Genomic DNA, 18,834 nt, shown 5'->3' on the forward strand with positions numbered 1-18,834 from the left:
TTGAGGGAGCCCCCCGTGACCGACACCCCCTCCCGCCTCAACATCGGCAGCCACGACCTGCCGGTGTCACCGGAGTTGTCCCGTTTCATGGCCGCCGACTGGGCGGCGTCCCCCCTCACCGATGCCGCGCGGGTCTCCGCGTACGAGGTCACCCCGGCCCGGCGCGCCCGGCTCTCGGCGCGCTTCCCGGGCGAGCGGCTGATCGTCCCGGCCGGCGAGCTCAAGGTCCGCTCCAACGACTGCGACCACCGCTTCCGCCCGCACAGCGCGTACGCCTGGCTGACCGGGCTGACGGGCGAGGACCAGGTGGGCCACGTCCTGGTGCTGGAACCCTCGGGCCCGCACGGCCACGAGCCGGTGCTGTACCTGCGCCCCCGCTCCCCGCGCGCGGACGGCAACGAGGAGTTCTACCGGGACCGCCGGTACGGGGAGTTCTGGGTCGGCCGCCGCCCCGACCTGGCGGAGGCGGAGCGACTGACCGGCCTGCGCTGCGCCCACCTGGACGACCTCGGCTCCCCGGCGGGCCGCAACGCCGCGACCGACACCGAACTGGCCGCGGCGCTCTCCGAGTTGCGCCTGGTCAAGGACGCCTGGGAGATCGGGCAGCTCCAGCTCGCCGTCGACCACACGGCGGCCGGGTTCGAGGACGTCGTACGGGCGCTACCGCGCGCCCTGGCGCACCCGCGCGGCGAGCGGTGGATCGAGGGGGTCTTCGGTCTGCGCGCCCGGGCGGAGGGGAACGGCACCGGGTACGACACGATCGCGGCGTCGGGCGCGCACGCGTGCGTCCTGCACTGGATCCGCAACGACGGCCGGCTCGACCGGGACGAACTGCTGCTCCTGGACGCGGGCGTGGAGACCGACAGCCTCTACACCGCGGACATCACGCGCACCCTCCCGCTGTCGGGTCGCTTCTCCCCCGTGCAGCGTCAGGTGTACGAACTGGTGCTGGCGGCGCAGGACGCGGGCATGGCGGCGCTGCGCCCGGGCGCGAGCTTCCGGGACTTCCACCGGGCCGGGATGCAGGTGATCGCGGAGGGCCTGGCGGAGTGGGGCGTCCTGAAGGACGCGCGGGGCGATCTGCACCGGCGGTACACGCTGTGCAGCAGCGGTCACATGCTGGGGCTGGACGTGCACGACTGCGCGAAGGCGCGCGCGGAGACCTACCTGGACGGGGTCCTGGAGGAGGGCCAGGTCCTGACGGTCGAGCCGGGCCTGTACCTGCAGCCGGACGACGAGACGCTGCCCCCGGAGCTGCGCGGCATCGGGGTGCGCATCGAGGACGACCTGGTCATCACGGCGAAGGGCGCCCGACTGATGTCAGGCGCCCTGCCCCGCACGGTCGCGGGGATCGAGGAGTGGATGGGGGCTCTGCTGGAGAGCCGGTGAGCCGTGTCAGTGGCCGGGGTGGCAGGCGGTCCGGTCAGTGGCCGCCACCACCACCGCCTCCGCCGCCCCCACCGCCGCCACCACCGTGGCCGCCGCCTCCGCCGCCGTCGCCTCCGCCGCCGTTGCCGCCGCCCCCACCACCGCTGTCGTGGCCGCCGCCACCGCCGCCGTCGCCTCCGCCGCCACCGCCGTAGCCGCCACCACCGTCGCCGCCACGGCCGGAGCCGTTGTCGTTCCAGCCGCTGTCGTGACCGCCGCGCCAGTCGTTGTCGTTGCGGTTGTCATGGTTGGAGCGGCCGTCGTTCCAGCGGTCGTTGTTCCAGTTGTCGTTCCAGTTCCAGTTCGCGTTGTGGTGCCGGCCGTCGTTCCAGGAGTCGTTGTCCCAGCACCAGCTGGGCCGCTCGTTCCAGTGGTGCCAGCGGGAGGAGTCGCAGCAGTCACGCCAGTTGTCCCCGCGCCAGTCGTCGGAGCACCATCCCGTGTTGTTCTGCTGGGTCTGAGGGAGACCTGCGGCGAACGCCCCGCCGACAGGCATCAGGCCGAGCGCGACGCCCGCGGCCCCTGCCACGACCGTCGCGGTGATGACACGGCGCATGACCATGCACCTCCGAGGATTGAGACTTTCCTTACAAAAAGGTCATTTCCACCCTCACCCCTCCCTGGCTCGCTGTCAAAAGCACCTGGTCAGCGATCCGGCGACCCGATGGGGGCGGTACCGAGTACGGCAATACCGTCCAGTTCGACCAGGGCGGGCTCGTCCCAGAGGCGGACGACGCCGATGACCGCCATGGCCGGGTAGTCGCGGCCGGCCAGCCGGCGCCAGACACCGCCGAGTTCGGGCGCATGGGTGCGGTACGCGTCCACGTCGACCGTGTACACGGTCACCCGGGCCAGGTCGGCCGGAGTGCCGCCGGATGCGGCCAGGGCCGCCAGGAGGTTGGCCAGAGCGCGTTCGAACTGCTCGGGCAGGGTGTCCCCGACCACCTTGCCCGAGGCGTCGAGCGCGGTCTGGCCCGCCAGGAAGACGAGCCGGGAGCCGGTCGCCGCCACGGCGTGGGAGAAGCCCGTCGGCGGGGAGAGCTCCGCCGGGTTGATCCGCTCGAGACTCACCGGTAGAGCTCCTTCGCGATGATCGTGCGCTGGACCTCGCTCGCGCCCTCGTAGATGCGCGGGGCCCGGACCTCCCGGTACAGGTGCTCCAGCAGGTGGCCGCGCTGGAGGGCGACGGCCCCGTGCAGCTGGACCGCGTGGTCCACCACGTACTGGGCCGTCTCCGTCGCCAGCAGTTTCGCCATCGCCGACCGGCGCGGGACGTCCGGCGAGCCGGCGTCGTACGCGCCCGCCGCCGCGTAGACCAGCAGCCGGGCGGCCTCGGTGCGGGTGGCCATCTCGGCCACCCGGTGGCCCACCGCCTGGAGGTCGCCCAGCACCCCGCCGAACGCGGGCCGCACCGCCGTGTGGGCCAGGGTCGCGTCCAGCGCGGCCCGGGCCATGCCGACGGCGAAGGCGCCCACGCTCGGCCGGAACAGGTTCAGCGTGTCCATCGCCACCCGGAATCCCCGGCCGGGCTCGCCCAGCAGGTCCTGCGGGCCGACCGGGACGCCGTCGAACGACAGCCGTCCGATCGGATGCGGCGACAGCATGTCCAGGGGCTCTCCCGACAGGCCGGGGCGGTCGGCCGGAACCAGGAAGGCGGTCACTCCCTTGGCGGCCGGTCCCTCGCCGGTCCGGGCGAACACCGTGTAGAAGTCCGCCTCGGGGGCGTTGGAGATCCAGCACTTCTCGCCGCTGAGCCGCCAGCCGCCCGCGCCGTCGCCGCCGTGCCCGCTCCCGGCGCCCCCGTCCCGTACGGCCTGCAACGCCAGCGCCGCCGCGTCCGAGCCGGCCCCCGGCTCGCTCAGCGCGAAGGCCGCCACCGCGCGCCCGGCCCGCACCTGCGGCAGCCAGCGCGCCCGCTGCTCCGGTGTCCCCGAGCTGAGCACCGGATGCGCCCCCAGGCCCTGGAGGGCAAGGGCCGTCTCCGCCTCCGTGCACCCGTACGCGAGGGATTCGCGGAGCAGGCACAGCTCCAGCGCCCCCGAGGTGAAGACCCGCTCCAGCAGGCCCAGCTCACCGAGTGTCGCGAGCAGCGGGCGGTTGACCCGTCCCGGCTCCCCCTTGTCGGCGAGCGGCCGCAGCCGGTCCGCCGCGAGCGCGCGCAAGTGCCCGCACCACTCCTCTTGTTCCGCCCCGAGCGCGAATCCGGTCATCCGAATATCCCCGCTTCTATCGCGTCCTGTTGACTGCCGTCACCATCACGATACGCTCGTAGCGCACGTGCACGGCCTGCTCCGCCACTTCGGTCCCCCACCCGGGGCCCGCTGCCGTTGCAAGGGGGCGAACCCGCCTTGGAGCTCAAGCCTTCCGCCCACGCCGACACCTTCGCGCGCGACCACCTTCCGCCGCCGCACGCCTGGCCGCGGCTGCTGTTCGAGCTCCCCGAACTGGCCTACCCGGACCGGCTCAACTGCGGCGCCGAACTCCTCGACGTCACCGTCGCCCGGTTCGGACCCGACCGCCCGGCCTTCCGCAGCGGCACGGGCGAGGTGTGGTCGTACGGGGAACTGCGCGAGCGCGTGGACCGCCTCGCGCACGTGCTCACGGCGGACCTCGGCGTGGTCCCCGGCAACCGGGTGCTGCTGCGCGGCCCCACCGGTCCGTGGCTCGCCGCCTGCTGGCTGGCGGTGATGAAGGCGGGCGCGGTGGCGGTGACGGTCCTGGCCCAGCAGCGGGCGCAGGAGCTTGCCACGGTCTGCGCGATGGCCCGGGTGCAGCACGCGCTGTGCCACGTGGGCGTCCTGGACGACCTGGCCAAGGCGGAGGTGCCCGGCCTGCGGATCACCCCGTACGGCGGCGAGGCCCCGGACGACCTGCTGCACCTGGCCGACCGCCACGAGGGGCCGTTCCACGCCGTCGAGACCTCGGCCGACGACGTGGCCCTGATCGCTTTCACCTCGGGGACCACCGGCCGCCCCAAGGGCTGCATGCACTTCCACCGCGATCTGCTCTCCGTCGCCGACACCTTCTCCCGGGGCGTCCTGCGCCCCCGCCCCGACGACGTCTTCGCGGGGAGCCCGCCGCTCGGCTTCACCTTCGGCCTCGGCGGTCTGGTCGTCTTCCCGCTGCGCGCCGGCGCCTCCGCGCTGCTGCTCGACCAGGCCGTCCCGCGCCGGCTGCTGCCCGCCCTCGCCGCACACCGGGTCACGGTGCTGTTCACCGCACCCACCGCGTACCGGGCGATGCTGGACGCCCTGGGCCCCTACGACGTGGGCGCGTACGACCTGTCCGCGCTGCGCCGCTGCGTCTCGGCGGGCGAGAACCTCCCGGCGGCCACCTGGCAGGCCTGGTACGAACGCACCGGACTGCGGATCATCAACGGCATCGGAGCCACCGAGCTGCTGCACATCTTCATCTCCGCGGCCGACGAGGACATCCGCCCGGGCACGACCGGCCGCGTGGTGCCGGGCTGGCAGGCGCGGGTGGTGGACTCCGCCGGCCGCCCGGTCGCGGACAACGAGCCGGGGCTGCTGGCCGTCCGCGGCCCGGTGGGCTGCCGCTACCTGGCGGATCCGCGGCAGGAGGAGTACGTCCGGGACGGCTGGAACCTGACCGGGGACACCTACGTCCGCGATCCGGAAGGTTATTTCCGGTACGTCGCCCGCGCCGACGACATGATCGTCTCGGCGGGCTACAACATCGCCGGCCCGGAGGTGGAGGAAGCCCTGATGCGCCACCCGGACGTGGTGGAGGCCGCGGTGGTGGGACGCCCGGACGAGCGACGCGGGCAGATCGTGGTGGCGTACACCGTCCTGCGGTCGGGCGCGGCAGTGACGGAGGAGGCCCTGCGCACGTTCATGCGGGCGGAACTGGCCCCGCACAAGTGTCCCCGCTCCTTCGTCTTCCTCCCCGCCCTCCCCCGGACGGCGACCGGGAAACTGCAGCGGTTCCTGCTGCGCGACGGAGCTGACCCGGCCTGATCCACAAGACACCCCTAGAGTGAACCCGTGGTCGAGCAGCACACCCCGCGATCCCTGATCGTCACGTTCTACGGAGCCTACGGGCGGGCCTTCGAGGGCCCGGTCCCGGTGTCCGCGCTGGTCCGCCTGCTGGGCGCGGCCGGCGTGGACGCCCCGTCGGTCCGCTCGTCGGTGTCCCGGCTGAAGCGGCGCGGCTTCCTGCTGCCCGCGCGCGCCGCGGACGGCTCGGCGGGGTACGGGCTCTCCGCGGAGGCGCGGCAGCTGCTGGACGACGGCGACCGGCGGATCTACGGCGACCGCGACGCCCACCCGCCGGGGGAATGGCTGCTGGCGGTGTTCTCCGTACCGGAGCAGGAGCGGCACAAGCGGCACCTGCTGCGCTCGCGGCTGGCCCGGCTCGGCTTCGGCGCGGTGGCGCCGGGGGTGTGGATCGCGCCGGCCCACCTGTACGAGGAGACCGGGCACACCCTGGACCGGCTGCACCTGACGGCGTACGTGGAGCTGTTCCGCGGCGGTCACCTCGGCTTCGCCCCGACCGCCGAGGCGGTGGCCCGGTGGTGGGACCTGACCTCGCTGGCCAAGCAGCACGAGGAGTTCCTCGACCTGCACGAGCCGGTGCTGCGCGCCCTCCAGTCGGGCCCGGCGCCCACCCCGGAGGAGGCCTACCGCGGCTACCTCCTGGCCCTGGACACCTGGCGCCGCCTCCCGTACGCAGATCCGGGCCTGCCGCGCGAGCTGCTGCCGGCGGACTGGCCGGGCGACCGGGCGGCGGCGGTCTTCGCCGAACTGCACGCGCGGCTGCGGGACATCGGGGCGGGGTTCCTGGAGCCCTAGGCGGCGCGTCGCCGATCAGGCCGGGGAGAAACTGATGTGCGCGGGGAAACGGTCCGGCGCCATCATGGGCCATGACGTGGACCTTCACCCATGACCTGGCGGCCTATCTGGCCGCGGCGGGCCCGGCGGTGGCCGGCGAGCCCGTCGCCAACACCAAGCTGCTGACCGTGACCGACGCGCTGGAGCGGCGCGGCCCGGACGCCTACGGGTCCGCGAAGCCCTTCTTCGGCTGGTGGACCGGCGCCGACGGGGGCGTCGACGGCGCCCTGCTGTGCACCCCGCCGTTCCCGCTGCTGATCGGGGCGCTGCCGGACGAGGCCGTCCGCGGCCTGGGGGCCGCGCTCGCCGCCGAGCCGCTCCTCGCCGGGGTCGAGGCGCTGAACGCCCGCCGCCGCGACGCGGAGGCGCTGGCCGCGGCCTGGGGGAGGCCGAGCGAGGTCACCGAGGAGCACCGTCTGTACCGGCTCGCCGGACTCGTCGCCCCGGATCCCGCCCCGGCCGGGCGGGCCCGGGCCGCCACCGAGGCCGATCTGCCGCTGCTGATGGACTGGGCCGGCGCCTTCAAGCGGGAGACCGGGGAGCCGGGCGGCCCCTCCGAGGCCTCCCTGCGCGACCGGCTCTCGTACGGGGGCGTGCTGCTCTGGGAGGACGCCGGGAGGCCGGTGTCGATGGCCGGGTTCTTCCGACCGATCGGCCGGGCCGCCCGCGTCGGCCCCGTGTACACCCCGCCGGAGCTCCGCGGCCGCGGCTACGCCGCCGGGGTCACGTACGCGGTGAGCGAAGCGGCGTACGCGGCCGGCGCCTCGGAGGTGCTTCTCTTCACGGACCTCGCCAACCCGACCAGCAACGGCGTGTACCAGCGCCTGGGGTACACCCCGGTCGAGGACCGCATCGAGGTGGCCGCCCTCTGAGGGCGGCTGCGTGAGCCGCCCTCAACCGCGGCCGGACGGCGGTTTGCGGCTGCCGGCCCGGTAGGGGGCGGGCCAGGGGGCCGCCGGGCCGGCGTAGGACTGGTCGGCGGCCGCGTGCAGGGTCCAGTGCGGGTCGTAGAGGTGGGGGCGGCCGACGGCGCAGAGGTCGGCGCGGCCCGCCAGCAGCAGGGAGTTCACGTCGTCCCAGGAGGAGATGGCGCCGACGGCGATGACCGGGACGCCCACCGCGCCCCGGATCCGGTCCGCGTACGGGGTCTGGTACGAGCGCCCGAACTCGGGGGCCTCGTCCGCCACCACCTGGCCGGTCGACACGTCGATGGCGTCGGCGCCGTGGGCGGCGAAGGCGGCCGCGATGTCCACCGCGTCCTGGGCGGAGGTGCCGCCCGGGGCCCAGTCGGTGGCGGAGATGCGGACGGTCATCGGGCGGTCGTCGGGCCACACCGCGCGGACCGCGTCGAAGACCTCCAGCGGGAACCGGAGCCGGTTCTCCAGCGGGCCTCCGTAGGCGTCCGTACGGTGGTTGGTGAGCGGGGACAGGAAGCCGGACAGCAGATAGCCGTGGGCGCAGTGCAGTTCCAGCAGGTCGAAGCCGCAGTCGGCGGCCCGTACCGCGGCGGCCGCGAAATCGGAGCGGATCGAGGCGAGGTCCGCCGCCGTCAGCTCGCGCGGGACGGCCGAGACGCCCGGCCGGTACGGCAGGGCCGAAGCCGCCACCACGGGCCAGTTGCCCTCCGGGAGGGGGTCGTCCATGCCCTCCCACATCAGCCGTGTCGAGCCCTTGCGGCCCGAATGGCCGAGCTGGACGCCGAGCGCGGTGCCGGGCGCCGAGGTGTGCACGAAGTCGGCGATCCGGGTCCAGGCCGCCGCCTGCTCCGCCGTGTACAGGCCGGTGCAGCCGGGGGTGATCCGGCCCTCGGCGGACACGCAGACCATCTCGGTCATCACCAGCGCGGCTCCGCCGAGGGCCCGCGCGCCCAGGTGCACCAGGTGGAAGTCCCCGGGGATCCCGTCGCCGTGCCGTGCGGAGTACATGTCCATCGGGGAGACCACGACCCGGTTGCGCAGGGTCAGCCCGCGCAGCTTCAGCGGCGTGAACATCGGAGGGGTGTCCTCGTCCGGGCAGCCGAAGTCCCGTTCCACGGCCCGGGTGAACCGCTCGTCGCGCAGCCGCAGGTTGTCGTGCGTCACCCGGCGGCTGCGGGTGAGCAGGTTGAAGGCGAACTGCCGGGCGGGCTGGTCCACGTACCCGGCGAGTTCCTCGAACCACCGCATGCTGGCGGCGGCGGCCCGCTGGGTCGAGGCCACCGCGGGGCGCCGTGCGGCCTCGTACGCGGCCAGGGCGGCGGGCACGTCCGGTTGTGCGGCCACGGCTTCGGCGAGCGCGAGCGCGTCCTCCACCGCCAGCTTGGTGCCGGAGCCGATGGAGAAGTGCGCGGTGTGCGCCGCGTCGCCGAGCAGGACCACGTTGCCGTGGGACCACCGCTCGTTGACGACCGTACGGAACTCCGTCCACGCCGAGCGGTTTCCGTGCAGCGGCCGGCCGCGCAGGGCCTCGCCGAAGATCTTGGCGCAGCGGGCGGCCGATTCGTCCTCGTCGCACAGGTCGAGGCCGGCGGCCCGCCACACCTTCTCGTGCATCTCCACGATCACGGTGGAGGCGTCCGCCGAGTACGGGTAGGCGTGCAGCTGCATGACGCCGTGCTCGGTCTCGGCGATCTCGAAGCGGAACGCGTCGAAGGCGAAGTCGGCGGCGAGCCAGATGTAGCGGCACCTCCCGCTCGTCAGCGTCGGCCGGAAGTGGGCGGCGCCGCTCTGCCGGGTCGCACTGTGCACCCCGTCGGCCGCGACCACCAGGTCGTACGAGGCCGCCAGCAGTGCGGCGGCCGGCGCCCCGGTGCGGAAGCGGAGCTTCACCCCGAGCCCGGCGCAGCGCTCGTGCAGGATCTCGAGCAGCCTGCGCCGCCCGATGGCGGCGAAGCCGTGGCCGCCGGAGGTGAGCAGCCGCCCGCGGTGGACGATGTCGATGTCGTCCCAGCGCACGAACTCCGCGCCGAGGGCGGCGTAGACCACGGTGTCGGCCGCTTCGATGCCTCCGAGGGTCTCGTCGGAGAGCACCACGCCGAAGCCGAAGGTGTCCTCGGGGGCACTGCGTTCCCAGAGCTCGACGGTGTGGCCCTGGCGGGCCAGCAGTGCGGCGGCGTACAGGCCCCCGGGCCCGCCGCCGACGACGGCGACCCGCAGCGGGCCGCCGGCCCGCATGGTGCTGCCGACCCGCATGGTGCCCGCAGCCATGGCGCTACCTGCCCTTCCACTCCGGGGGCCGCTTCGTGGTGAAGGCGGCGTGGAACTCGGCGTAGTCCCGGCCGTTCATCAGGAGGGCCTGGGTGTTGGCGTCGAGCTCGACCGACGCGGCGAGCGGCATGTCGAGCTCGGCGGTCAGCAGCGCCTTGGTCTGTGCGTACGCGAGGGCCGGGCCCGCCGCGAGGTGCGCGGCGAGTTCGGCGGCCCGTACGCCGGCCTTGCCCTCCTCGGTGACCTCGCTGAGCAGGCCGATGCGCTCGGCCTCCGGCGCGCGTACCGGCTCTCCGAGCATCAGCAGCCGGGTGGCGTGGCCGAGGCCGACGACGCGGGGCAGCAGGTACGCGGCGCCCATGTCCCCGCCGGAGAGGCCGACGCGGGTGAAGAGGAACGCGAAGCGGGCGGTCGGGTCGGCGATCCGGAAGTCGGCGGCCAGGGCGAGGACGGCTCCGGCGCCGGCGGCGACCCCGTGCACGGCGGCGATCACCGGGAAGGGGCATTCGCGGACGGCCCGCACCACCTGGCCGGTCATCCGGTTGAAGTCGAGGAGCTGGGCGGTGTCCATGGCGAGGGTGGCGCCGATGATCTCGTCGACGTCCCCGCCGGAGCAGAACCCGCGGCCCTCGCCGCCGAGCACGAGGGCGCGCACGGACCGCTCGCGGGAGAGTTCGGCGAGCAGATCGCGCAGGTCGGCGTAGGCGCCGAAGGTGAGGGCGTTGAGCTTCTCGGGGCGGTCGAGGGTGACGGTGGCCACGCCGTCCTGCCGGGTCACCCGCAGGTGGCGCCACCGTTCGGTCGCTGCTGTGGAACCGATGAAGGGGCTCACACGATCGACGGTATCACTGCATCGTGACTGCCGTCACAGAAACGCGACACATGAGTGAAGGCGCCGCGCCCCGCACGCCCCACACGTGCCGAAGGTCCCGGCCGGCCGCGGAGCGGAAGGCCGTCTGGTTCACCCTGCCGGCCCGGCCCGCATGACTATGCGGTGCCACGCGGACAAGAGCCCCCTAGGGTGTCGTCGACGTCCCGACCGGCCGGGCGAGGGTGGCGACGAGCACGGCTTTGATGGTGTGCAGCCGGTTCTCGGCCTCGTCGAAGACGAGCGAGTGCGCGGATTCGAACACCTCGTCCGTCACCTCCAGCGACTCCAGCCCGTGCCGCTCGTGGATCTCCCGGCCGACCTTGGTGCCCAGGTCGTGGAAGGCGGGCAGGCAGTGCAGGAACTTCACGTCCGGGTTCCCGGTCGCGCGCAGCACGTCCATCGTGACGGCGTACGGGGCCAGGGCTCCGATCCGCTCGTCCCAGACCTCCTTGGGCTCGCCCATGGAGACCCACACGTCGGTGGCGACGAAGTCCGCCTGGGCCACACCCTCGGCGACGTTCTCCGTCAGGGTGATCCGGGCCCCGCTGGCGGCCGCGAGCCGGCGCGCCTCCGACACCACGGACTCGGCCGGCCAGTAGGCCTTCGGCGCGACGATCCGTACGTCCATGCCGAGCAGCGCGCCGGTCACCAGGTACGAGTTGCCCATGTTGAAGCGGGCGTCGCCGAGGTAGGCGAAGGTGATCCGGTCCAGCGGCTTGGCGCAGTGCTCGGTCATGGTGAGCACGTCGGCCAGCATCTGGGTGGGGTGCCAGTCGTCGGTGAGACCGTTGAACACCGGCACGCCGGAATGCGCGGCGAGCGCCTCGACGGCCGCCTGGCTGTCACCCCGGTACTCGATGCCGTCGAACATCCGGCCGAGCACCCGCGCCGTGTCCTTGACCGACTCCTTGTGGCCGATCTGGGAGCTGGCGGGGTCGAGGTAGGTGGTGTGGGCGCCCTGGTCGGCGGCGGCGACCTCGAACGCGCAGCGGGTGCGCGTCGAGGTCTTCTCGAAGATCAGCGCGATGCTCCTGCCCTGGAGGCGGCGCTGCTCGGTCCCGGCCTTCTTGGCCGCCTTGAGGTCGGCGGCGAGCTCGATCAGGCCGCGGAACTCGGCGGCGGAAAAGTCGAGCTCCTTGAGGAAACTGCGGCCGACGAGGTCGGTGGCCATCGGGGCACTCCAGGGTCGCGCTGACAGGGGATGCTGGAAGTGTATACGCTCTCCTGCATTGATATACAGCCCCCCATCCACCGGTCCGCCGGCCTCCGGTTGCGCCGGTCCGCGAGGCCGCGGGCTCGCCCGGGGTCGTCTCCCCTGTTGCCCCTCCCTCCGGTTCCCCTCCCGTTTCCCCCGGTCAGACCGGGTCCCGCTCCACCGGGCAGCTCATGCACCGCGGTCCGCCCCGGCCCCGGCCCAGCTCGCTGCCCGGGATCTCGATGACCTCGATGCCCTCCTTGCGCAGGTGCGTGTTGGTCGTCACGTTCCGCTCGTACGCCACCACCACCCCCGGCTCGACGGCCAGCACGTTGCAGCCGTCGTCCCACTGCTCGCGCTCCGCCGCGTGCACGTCCTGCGTCGCGGTCAGCACCCGGATCGAGTCCAGCCCGAGCGCAGCCGCGATCGCCCGGTGCATGTGCTCCGGCGGATGGTCGGTCACCTTCAGCTCCTGCAGGCCGGCGCCCGGCTCGATCGTGTACGAGCGCAGCATGCCGAGGCCCGCGTACTGGGTGAACGTATCTCCGTCCACCATCGTCATGACGGTGTCCAGGTGCATGAAGGCCCGCCGCTTCGGCATGTCCAGCGCCACGATGGTGGTCGCGGACCCGGCCGCGAAGAGCCCGCGCGCGAGCATCTCCACCGCCTGCGGCGTCGTCCGCTCGCTCATCCCGATCAGGACCGCGCCGTTGCCGATGACGAGCACGTCCCCGCCCTCGATGGTCGACGGGTAGTCCGCCTGGCCCTGCGACCAGTAGTGGAAGGCCCCCGAGGCGGTGAAGAGCGGGTGGTGCTTGTAGATCGCCTCGAAGTGCACCGTCTCGCGCTGCCGGGCGGGCCAGCGCATGGCGTTGATGGACACCCCGTCGTAGATCCAGGCGGAGGTGTCCCGGGTGAACAGGTGGTTGGGCAGCGGCCCCAGCAGGAAGTCGTCCAGTTCCATGGCGTGGAAGCGCACCGACACCGGCTCGGCGTGCCGCTCCAGGTACTCCCGCTTGGTCATCCCGCCGACCAGCGCCTCGGCCAGCCCGGCCGCCGGCAGCCCGTCGAAGACCGCGCGCAGGTGGTCGGTGGCGAGCGGCCCGTACTCCTTCTCGTCGAACACCCGGTCCAGTACGAGGTGTCTGGCCTCCGGGATCTCCAGGGCCTCGCACAGCAGGTCGCCGAAGAGGTGCACCTCCACGCCGCGGTCGCGCAGTACGTCCGCGAAGCCGTCGTGCTCCTGGCGGGCCCGGCGCACCCACAGCACGTCGTCGAAGAGCAGCGCGTCCTTGTTGGTCGGTGTGAGCCGCTTCAGCTCCAGGTCGGGCCGGTGGAGGATGACGCGGCGAAGCCGCCCGGTCTCGGAGTCGACATGGAATCCCATGGCGTACACGTTCGCAGACCGGACGGCTTTTTGATGGGGCGTTCGCTCAGGAGACCGGGCCGAACCGGCAGCCCCCGCGGGGCCCGGCAGCCCCCGCGGGATCAGCGCAGACCGAGGAGTGCCGCCGGGGTCCCGATCAGCTCCGGGGTGGTCAGGCCCAGCTTGGGAGTGGTCAGGTCCGGGATCCCGAAGTTGTCGCCGTTCGGCATCGTCAGCGGGGCGCCGACGACCGCACCCGGGGTGCGGGCGAGCAGGTCGGTGGCCGGGGACTCCAGGGTGCCCTCGCCGTCCGTCTTCGGGTCGCCGAGGAGGTTCGGCACCGGCGCGCCGACCAGGGTGCTGCCGAGCTCGGTGCCGACCGGCAGCACCGGGAGGATCGGGCTGGGCAGCAGGTCCCCCCTGTGGTACCGCGGAGCCTCCGGGGCGCCGACGACCGGCACCGGCACCGCGGTGGCCACGCGCGGGGTGTCCACGCCCAGCGTGGTCTTCACGGCGTCCAGGGGCACGGCCACCGGCACCGAGTCGGCCACGGCCGGGCTGGCTGTGCCTGCCGCGGCCATACAGGTCATGAGTGCCGCAATGCTTCCGCGCGCGGTCATCTTCATAAGTGACGTTCCGTCCTTCCAGGGTCGCGGACATTCCGCTGCCCTGGATGAACGATCCCGCCGGTGGTTTTCCCGGCGTTCTTCGGGAAAGTTCCCCCATACGACCTAATTCGCGGCCGTACGGGGGCCTCGCCTTTACGCCTCCGTGTCACGGCCTCTGCGTCACAACCGGGGGTCGACCGGCTCCGATTCGAGGGCGAGCACCCCGAAGACCGCCTCGTGCACCCGCCACAGCGGCTCCCCGCCCGCCAGCCGGTCCAGGGCCTCCAGCCCGAGCGCGTACTCGCGCAGGGCCAGCGAGCGCTTGTGCCCCAGGAACCTCTGGCGCAGCTTCTCCAGCTGCTCCGGACGCGTGTACTCCGGCCCGTAGATGATCCGCAGGTACTCGCGGCCGCGGACCTTGACGCCGGGCTGGACCAGGCGGCCCTTGCCGTCCCGGGCGTACGCCTGGAGCGGCTTGACGACCATGCCCTCGCCGCCCGCGGCCGTCAGCTCCAGCCACCAGTCGGTGCCCGCCCGTACCGAGTCCTCGTCGGCGGTGTCGACCAGGATCCGGCCGGTGCGGCGCAACAGCCCGGTACCGGCCGCCTCGTCGGCGGCGACGAGCCGGTCCAGCCAGAACAGCTGCTCGTCGTGCGGTACGTCGGCCAGCGAGCGCCCGGCCGCCGCCAGCAGCTGGAAGGGCGCGAACCGTACGCCGTCCAGCCCGTCGGTGGTCCAGCAGTAGCGCCGGTAGGCGTCGGTGAACCGCCCGGCGTCGGCGGCCCGGTCCCGCTGGCGGGCGAGCAGGTCGCCGGTGTCGACGCCCCGGTCGGCGGCCGCGGCCAGGGCGGCGAGGGCGTCCGGGAAGACGGCGCGGGAGGCCGCGCCGACGGCGGCGTACTGGTTGCGCAGCAGGCCGGTGGACTTCAGCGACCAGGGCAGCAGCTCCCCGTCCAGCAGCAGCCAGTCGGTGGCCAGTTCCTCCCACAGGCCGGCGTCGGTGACGGCGCCGCGGAGCCGGGCGAGGACCTCCTCGGTGACCTCGGGGTCCTGGAAGAAGGGCCGTCCGGTGCGGGTGTAGACGGACCCCGTGGGGCCCACGACGCCGAAGCGCTCGCGTGCCGCCTCGGCGTCCTTGCAGAGGAGGACGGTGGCGCGGGAGCCCATGTGCTTCTCCTCGCACACGACCTGGGCGATGCCGTCCTTGCGGTACTGGGCGAAGGCCTCGGCCGGGTGCTCCAGGTAGCCGTCCTCCTGCGAGGTGGCGGTGGGCGCCATGGTCGGCGGCAGGTACGGGACCAGCCGCGGGTCCACCGCGAAGCGGCTCATGACCTCCAGCGCCGCCGCCGCGTTCTCCTCGCGCACGGTGACGTTGCCCAGGTGCCGGGTCTCGACGATCCGGCGCCCGTGGACGTCACCCAGGTCGAGCGGGCGGACGGCCTGCGACCCGTCGGACGCGGCACCGCCGGGCGCCTCGCCGGCGAGCGGCCTGACCGGCTCGTACCAGACCTTCTCGGCCGGCACGTCGACCAGTTCGCGCTCGGGCCAGCGCAGGGCGGTCATCTTCCCGCCGAAGACGGCGCCGGTGTCCAGACAGATCGTGTTGTTGATCCAGGCGGTGTTGGGGACCGGGGTGTGGCCGTAGACCACGACCGCCTTGCCGCGGTAGTCCTCGGCCCACGGGTAGCGCACGGGCAGGCCGAACTCGTCGGTCTCGCCGGTGGTCTCCCCGTACAGGGCGTGCGAGCGGACCCGGCCGGACGTGCGGCCGTGGTACTTCTCGGGCAGGCCGGCGTGGCAGACCACCAGCTTGCCGCCGTCGAGCACGTAGTGGCTGACGAGGCCGCGGATGAACTCCCGCACCTCCGCGACGAACTCCTCCGGCTCGTGGCTGAGCTGCTCGATCGTCTCGGCGAGCCCGTGGGTCTGCTGGACCTTGGAGCCCTTGAGGTAACGGCCGAGCTTGTTCTCGTGGTTCCCGGGCACGCACAGGGCGTTGCCGGACCCGACCATGCCCATCACGCGGCGCAGGACGCCGGGGCTGTCCGGGCCGCGGTCGACGAGGTCGCCGACGAAGACCGCCGTGCGGCCCTCCGGGTGGACGCCGTCCTCGTACCCGAGCTTGCCGAGCAGGGTCTCCAGTTCGGAGGAACAGCCGTGGATGTCGCCGATGATGTCGAAGGGGCCGGTGAGGTGGGTGAGGTCGTTGAACCGCTTCTCCAGCACCACTTCCGCGCTGTCGGCCTCCTCGGGCGTGCGCAGCACGTGCACCTTGCGGAAGCCCTCGCGCTCCAGTCCGCGCAGCGAGCGGCGCAGGTCGCGGCGGTGCCGCTGGATGACCGCGCGGGGCAGCCCGGCCCGGTCGGGGCGGCCGGCGTTGCGTTCGGCGCAGACCTCCTCGGGCATGTCGAGGACGATGGCGAGGGGCAGCACGTCGTGCGCGCGGGCGAGCTGGACGAGCTGGCGGCGGGCCTCGGACTGCACACTGGTCGCGTCGACGACGGTGAGGCGGCCCGCGGCGAGCCGCTTGCCGACGATGTAGTGCAGGACCTCGAAGGCGTCCTTGCTGGCGCTCTGGTCGTTCTCGTCGTCGCAGACCAGTCCCCGGCAGTAGTCGGAGGAGATGACCTCCGTGGGCTTGAAGTGCTTGCGGGCAAAGGTGGACTTGCCGGATCCGGTGGCCCCGATCAGGACGACGAGGGACAGGTCGGTGACGGGAAGTGCGCGCGTGCCGGTCGTGGTCATGCGACCTCACCCTCCTTCTTGGTGTCGGTGCTGATCTGGGTGAAGACGGCCATCTGGGTCGGCGGCCCCACCTCGGGGTCGTCGTCCCCGACGGGAACGAACTCGGCGGCGTACCCGTACCGTTCGGCGACTTCGCCGGCCCAGGTACGGAACTCCGTGCGGGTCCACTCGAAGCGGTGGTCGCCGTGCCGGACGTGCCCGGCGGGCAGGGTCTCCCAGCGGACGTTGTACTCGACGTTCGGGGTGGTGACGAGGACGGTGCGGGGGCGGGCCGAGCCGAACACCGCGTACTCCAGGGCGGGCAGCCGCGGCAGGTCCAGGTGCTCGATGACCTCGCTGAGCACCGCCGCGTCGTACCCGGCCAGCCGCTTGTCGGTGTAGGCGAGCGAGCCCTGCAGCAGCTGCACACGGCTGCTCTGGCGCTCCCCCATCTGCTCGAGGCGCAGCCGCTTCGCGGCCATGCCGAGGGCACGCATGGACACGTCGACACCGACGATCTCGGTGAAGGCCACGTCCTTGAGGAGGGCCTGCACCAGCTGGCCCTGTCCGCAGCCGAGGTCGAGGACCCGGGCCGCGCCGGCGGCGCGCAGCGCGGCGAGGATCGCCTCGCGGCGCTGCACGGCAAGCGGCACGGGCTTCTCCTCGATCTCACCCACGGCGTTGTCGAGCTCCTCGACCTCGCTGCCGTCGGCCTCGGCCAGCCGAAGCAGCTCCAGCCGCTCCAGGGCGTCGCGGGTCAGCCGTTTGTGCCGGGCGAGGTAACGAGCAATGATGAGCCCGTTCTCGGGGTGCGCGGCCAGCCAGCCGTCTCCGGCGCGCAGCAGCTTGTCCACCTCGTCGGGGGCGACCCAGTAGTGCTTGGCGTCGTCGAGCACGGGCAGCAGGACGTAGAGCTGCCGCAGCGCGTCGGCGAGCCGCAGCCCGCCCTCCAGAACGAGCCGCACGTACCGGGAGTCCCCCCACTGCGGGAACTGCTCGTCGAGCGGCACGGGTTCGGCCTGTACGAGGTCCCAGCCGAGCGGGTCGAACAGCCGGTGCACGAGGTCCGCCCCGCCCCGGGCGGGCAGTGCCGGGATCTCGATCCGCAGTGGACGGGCCTGATCCGGCAGCTCGGGCCGGGCGGTGCACCGGCCCTTGAGCGCGCTGCGGAAGACGGAACTGAGCGCGACGGCGAGCAGCGAGGAGGCTGCGTACGGCCGGTCGTTGACGTACTGCGCGAGCGCGGCGTCGGGCGCCCCGCCCCGCCCCTTGCCCTGCCCGCGCCGCACGAGCGCGACGGGATCCACCTCGAGCAGCAGAGCCGCCGTGCACCGCGCATCCGTGGCCTCGGGGTAGAAGACGTGGGCGGTGCCGTGGGAGGTGGAGAACGCCTGCACCTTCCCGGGGTGCTTGTGCAGCAAAAAGCCCAGATCGGTAGCCGGGTGCTCAGCACTGCCAGTGGTGGAGATCGTCAAGAACATGCAGCTCAGCATGCCTGCCGCCCGACGGCGGGGGCCACTGGATTTCCCCCTCCGCCGCCTGCCGCCCCGCCCGGCCGATCCCGATCCGGCCACCGTCACACCGGGAGCGTTCTGCTCCCCGTCCGGGGCGACCGGCATCGGCAAGAACGGCAGCGTCTATACCTGCAAGGGTCCCGGTCAGGATCGCTGGCGCCGCTGACTGCGCCCGCCCCGCTGGATTTCGGCGGCCAGTTCCTCGATGCGGGGCGGGCCGATGCGGCAGCAGCCGCCGATCAGGCGGGCGCCCGTCGTGCGCCAGGCCTCGACGGGCCAGGGGGTGGGGTGGGCGGGGGCTTGCCAGGTGGCGGTGGGCGCGTCCCAGACGGAGCCGTCGTTGGGGTAGGCCAGGAGCGGTGTGGCGGTGACGGTGGCAGCCGCCTCGAGGGCGGGCAGCACGTCCGCCGGGTCGCAGCAGTTGACGCCGAGGGCGATGATCTCCGGGGTCCCGGCCGCGAGGGCGAAGGCCTCGGGGAGGGGCTGGCCGGCGCGGGTGCGGGCGCCGGCGACGGTGTAGCTCAGCCAGGCGGGCGCGCCGGTCCCGGCGAGGACGGTGAGGAGGGCTTCGGCCTCGGCGGCGTCCGGGACGGTCTCCAGGGCCAGGACGTCGGGGCCCGCCTCGAGCAGCGCCTCGATGCGCGGGCGGTGGAAGGCGGCGAGCTCGCGCACGCTCAGCCCGTACCGCCCGCGGTACTCGGAGCCGTCCGCGAGCACCGCCCCGTACGGGCCGACCGAGGCGGCGACCCAGACCTCGTGGTCCGCGGCTTCGGCCGCCCGCGCGGCGAGTGCGACGCTGCGGTGGAGCAGGGCGGTGGTCGCGGCCCGGTCGTGGCCGTGGGCGGCGAAGGCCTCGTACCCCACCTGGTAGCTGGCGGTGATCAGCACCTCGGCGCCGGCCCGCGCGTACGCCGTGTGGGCGGTCTGCACCTGGTCCGGCCGCTCGGCGAGCACCCGGCCCGACCAGAGGCCACCGGACAGGTCGCAGCCCTGGTCGGTGAGCTGGTTGCTCAGCCCGCCGTCCAGGAGCACGACCCTGTGGGCCAGGGCTTCGGCGAGCGGGCCGGACGCGCGGGGCATCGGACGTACGCCT

The 18,834-nt window shown here is 73.5% G+C and carries 16 protein-coding genes; 5 read left to right on the forward strand and 11 right to left on the reverse strand.

Annotated elements, in window-relative coordinates; genetic code table 11:
- Positions 1-15 precede the first annotated feature (15 nt).
- The gene (locus AB5J51_RS11690) at positions 16-1,389 is read left to right on the forward strand and encodes an aminopeptidase P family protein (protein WP_369777648.1); all 1,374 of its coding nucleotides are present in this window, start codon (positions 16-18) and stop codon (positions 1,387-1,389) included.
- 34 nt (positions 1,390-1,423) lie between these two features.
- On the opposite strand, the gene AB5J51_RS11695 is transcribed toward AB5J51_RS11690, so the two are convergent.
- The 3 genes from AB5J51_RS11695 to AB5J51_RS11705 all read right to left on the reverse strand — a co-directional run bounded on the left by AB5J51_RS11695 (position 1,424) and on the right by AB5J51_RS11705 (position 3,638).
- Positions 1,424-1,984 carry a hypothetical protein gene (locus tag AB5J51_RS11695; protein WP_369777649.1) on the reverse strand — a complete coding sequence of 187 codons (561 nt, stop codon included), beginning with the start codon at positions 1,982-1,984 and terminating at the stop codon, positions 1,424-1,426.
- Between the two features lie 89 nt (positions 1,985-2,073).
- Positions 2,074-2,499, reverse strand: a complete 426-nt coding sequence (locus tag AB5J51_RS11700) for a RidA family protein (RefSeq protein WP_053788435.1) — start codon at positions 2,497-2,499, stop codon at positions 2,074-2,076.
- Complete coding sequence (locus AB5J51_RS11705) at positions 2,496-3,638, reverse strand: acyl-CoA dehydrogenase family protein (RefSeq protein WP_369777650.1); 1,143 nt, start codon at positions 3,636-3,638, stop codon at positions 2,496-2,498. Before AB5J51_RS11705 ends, AB5J51_RS11700 begins: the two co-directional genes overlap by 4 nt.
- 138 nt (positions 3,639-3,776) lie before the next feature.
- Here AB5J51_RS11705 and AB5J51_RS11710 point away from each other — a divergent pair, with 138 nt between their 5' ends.
- The 3 genes from AB5J51_RS11710 to AB5J51_RS11720 all read left to right on the forward strand — a co-directional run bounded on the left by AB5J51_RS11710 (position 3,777) and on the right by AB5J51_RS11720 (position 7,150).
- Positions 3,777-5,405, forward strand: coding sequence for an AMP-binding protein (locus AB5J51_RS11710; RefSeq protein ID WP_133896620.1), 1,629 nt, complete (start codon positions 3,777-3,779; stop codon positions 5,403-5,405).
- 27 nt (positions 5,406-5,432) lie between these two features.
- A complete protein-coding gene (locus AB5J51_RS11715; RefSeq protein WP_053788438.1) occupies positions 5,433-6,239 on the forward strand; it encodes a PaaX family transcriptional regulator C-terminal domain-containing protein in 807 nt (268 codons plus the stop codon).
- 71 nt (positions 6,240-6,310) lie between these two features.
- Complete coding sequence (locus tag AB5J51_RS11720) at positions 6,311-7,150, forward strand: GNAT family N-acetyltransferase (RefSeq protein WP_369777651.1); 840 nt, start codon at positions 6,311-6,313, stop codon at positions 7,148-7,150.
- Positions 7,151-7,171: 21 nt separating this feature from the next.
- Here AB5J51_RS11720 and AB5J51_RS11725 read toward each other — a convergent pair whose 3' ends face one another.
- The 7 genes from AB5J51_RS11725 to AB5J51_RS11755 all read right to left on the reverse strand — a co-directional run bounded on the left by AB5J51_RS11725 (position 7,172) and on the right by AB5J51_RS11755 (position 17,708).
- Positions 7,172-9,463 carry a bifunctional salicylyl-CoA 5-hydroxylase/oxidoreductase gene (locus AB5J51_RS11725; protein WP_369777652.1) on the reverse strand — a complete coding sequence of 764 codons (2,292 nt, stop codon included), beginning with the start codon at positions 9,461-9,463 and terminating at the stop codon, positions 7,172-7,174.
- A 4-nt stretch (positions 9,464-9,467) separates the two neighbouring features.
- Positions 9,468-10,295, reverse strand: a complete 828-nt coding sequence (locus AB5J51_RS11730) for an enoyl-CoA hydratase family protein (RefSeq protein WP_030293961.1) — start codon at positions 10,293-10,295, stop codon at positions 9,468-9,470.
- 184 nt (positions 10,296-10,479) lie between these two features.
- Positions 10,480-11,505 (reverse strand): ornithine carbamoyltransferase, encoded by a 1,026-nt coding sequence (argF, locus tag AB5J51_RS11735; RefSeq protein ID WP_136222993.1) that lies wholly within the window; start codon positions 11,503-11,505, stop codon positions 10,480-10,482.
- A gap of 184 nt (positions 11,506-11,689) precedes the next feature.
- Positions 11,690-12,916 carry an arginine deiminase gene (locus AB5J51_RS11740; RefSeq protein WP_053788441.1) on the reverse strand — a complete coding sequence of 409 codons (1,227 nt, stop codon included), beginning with the start codon at positions 12,914-12,916 and terminating at the stop codon, positions 11,690-11,692.
- A gap of 101 nt (positions 12,917-13,017) precedes the next feature.
- Positions 13,018-13,515: a hypothetical protein gene (locus tag AB5J51_RS11745; protein WP_369777653.1), complete on the reverse strand. Its 498-nt coding sequence runs from the start codon at positions 13,513-13,515 to the stop codon at positions 13,018-13,020.
- A gap of 168 nt (positions 13,516-13,683) precedes the next feature.
- On the reverse strand, positions 13,684-16,248 hold the full coding sequence (locus tag AB5J51_RS11750; RefSeq protein WP_053788443.1) for a polynucleotide kinase-phosphatase: 2,565 nt from the start codon (positions 16,246-16,248) through the stop codon (positions 13,684-13,686).
- Positions 16,245-17,708: a 3' terminal RNA ribose 2'-O-methyltransferase Hen1 gene (locus tag AB5J51_RS11755; RefSeq protein ID WP_369777654.1), complete on the reverse strand. Its 1,464-nt coding sequence runs from the start codon at positions 17,706-17,708 to the stop codon at positions 16,245-16,247. The genes AB5J51_RS11750 and AB5J51_RS11755 overlap by 4 nt, the downstream gene beginning before the upstream one ends.
- On the opposite strand from AB5J51_RS11755, the gene AB5J51_RS11760 reads away from it, so the two are divergent.
- Positions 17,689-17,907: a hypothetical protein gene (locus AB5J51_RS11760; protein ID WP_369777655.1), complete on the forward strand. Its 219-nt coding sequence runs from the start codon at positions 17,689-17,691 to the stop codon at positions 17,905-17,907. The two genes, AB5J51_RS11755 and AB5J51_RS11760, sit on opposite strands and share 20 nt — an antisense overlap.
- Here AB5J51_RS11760 and mmuM read toward each other — a convergent pair.
- Positions 17,886-18,821: a homocysteine S-methyltransferase gene (mmuM, locus tag AB5J51_RS11765; RefSeq protein ID WP_369777657.1), complete on the reverse strand. Its 936-nt coding sequence runs from the start codon at positions 18,819-18,821 to the stop codon at positions 17,886-17,888. The genes AB5J51_RS11760 and mmuM overlap by 22 nt on opposite strands.
- Positions 18,822-18,834: the final 13 nt, after the last annotated feature.

This window comes from Streptomyces sp. R33 (genome assembly GCF_041200175.1).
GTDB lineage: Bacteria > Actinomycetota > Actinomycetes > Streptomycetales > Streptomycetaceae > Streptomyces > Streptomyces katrae_B.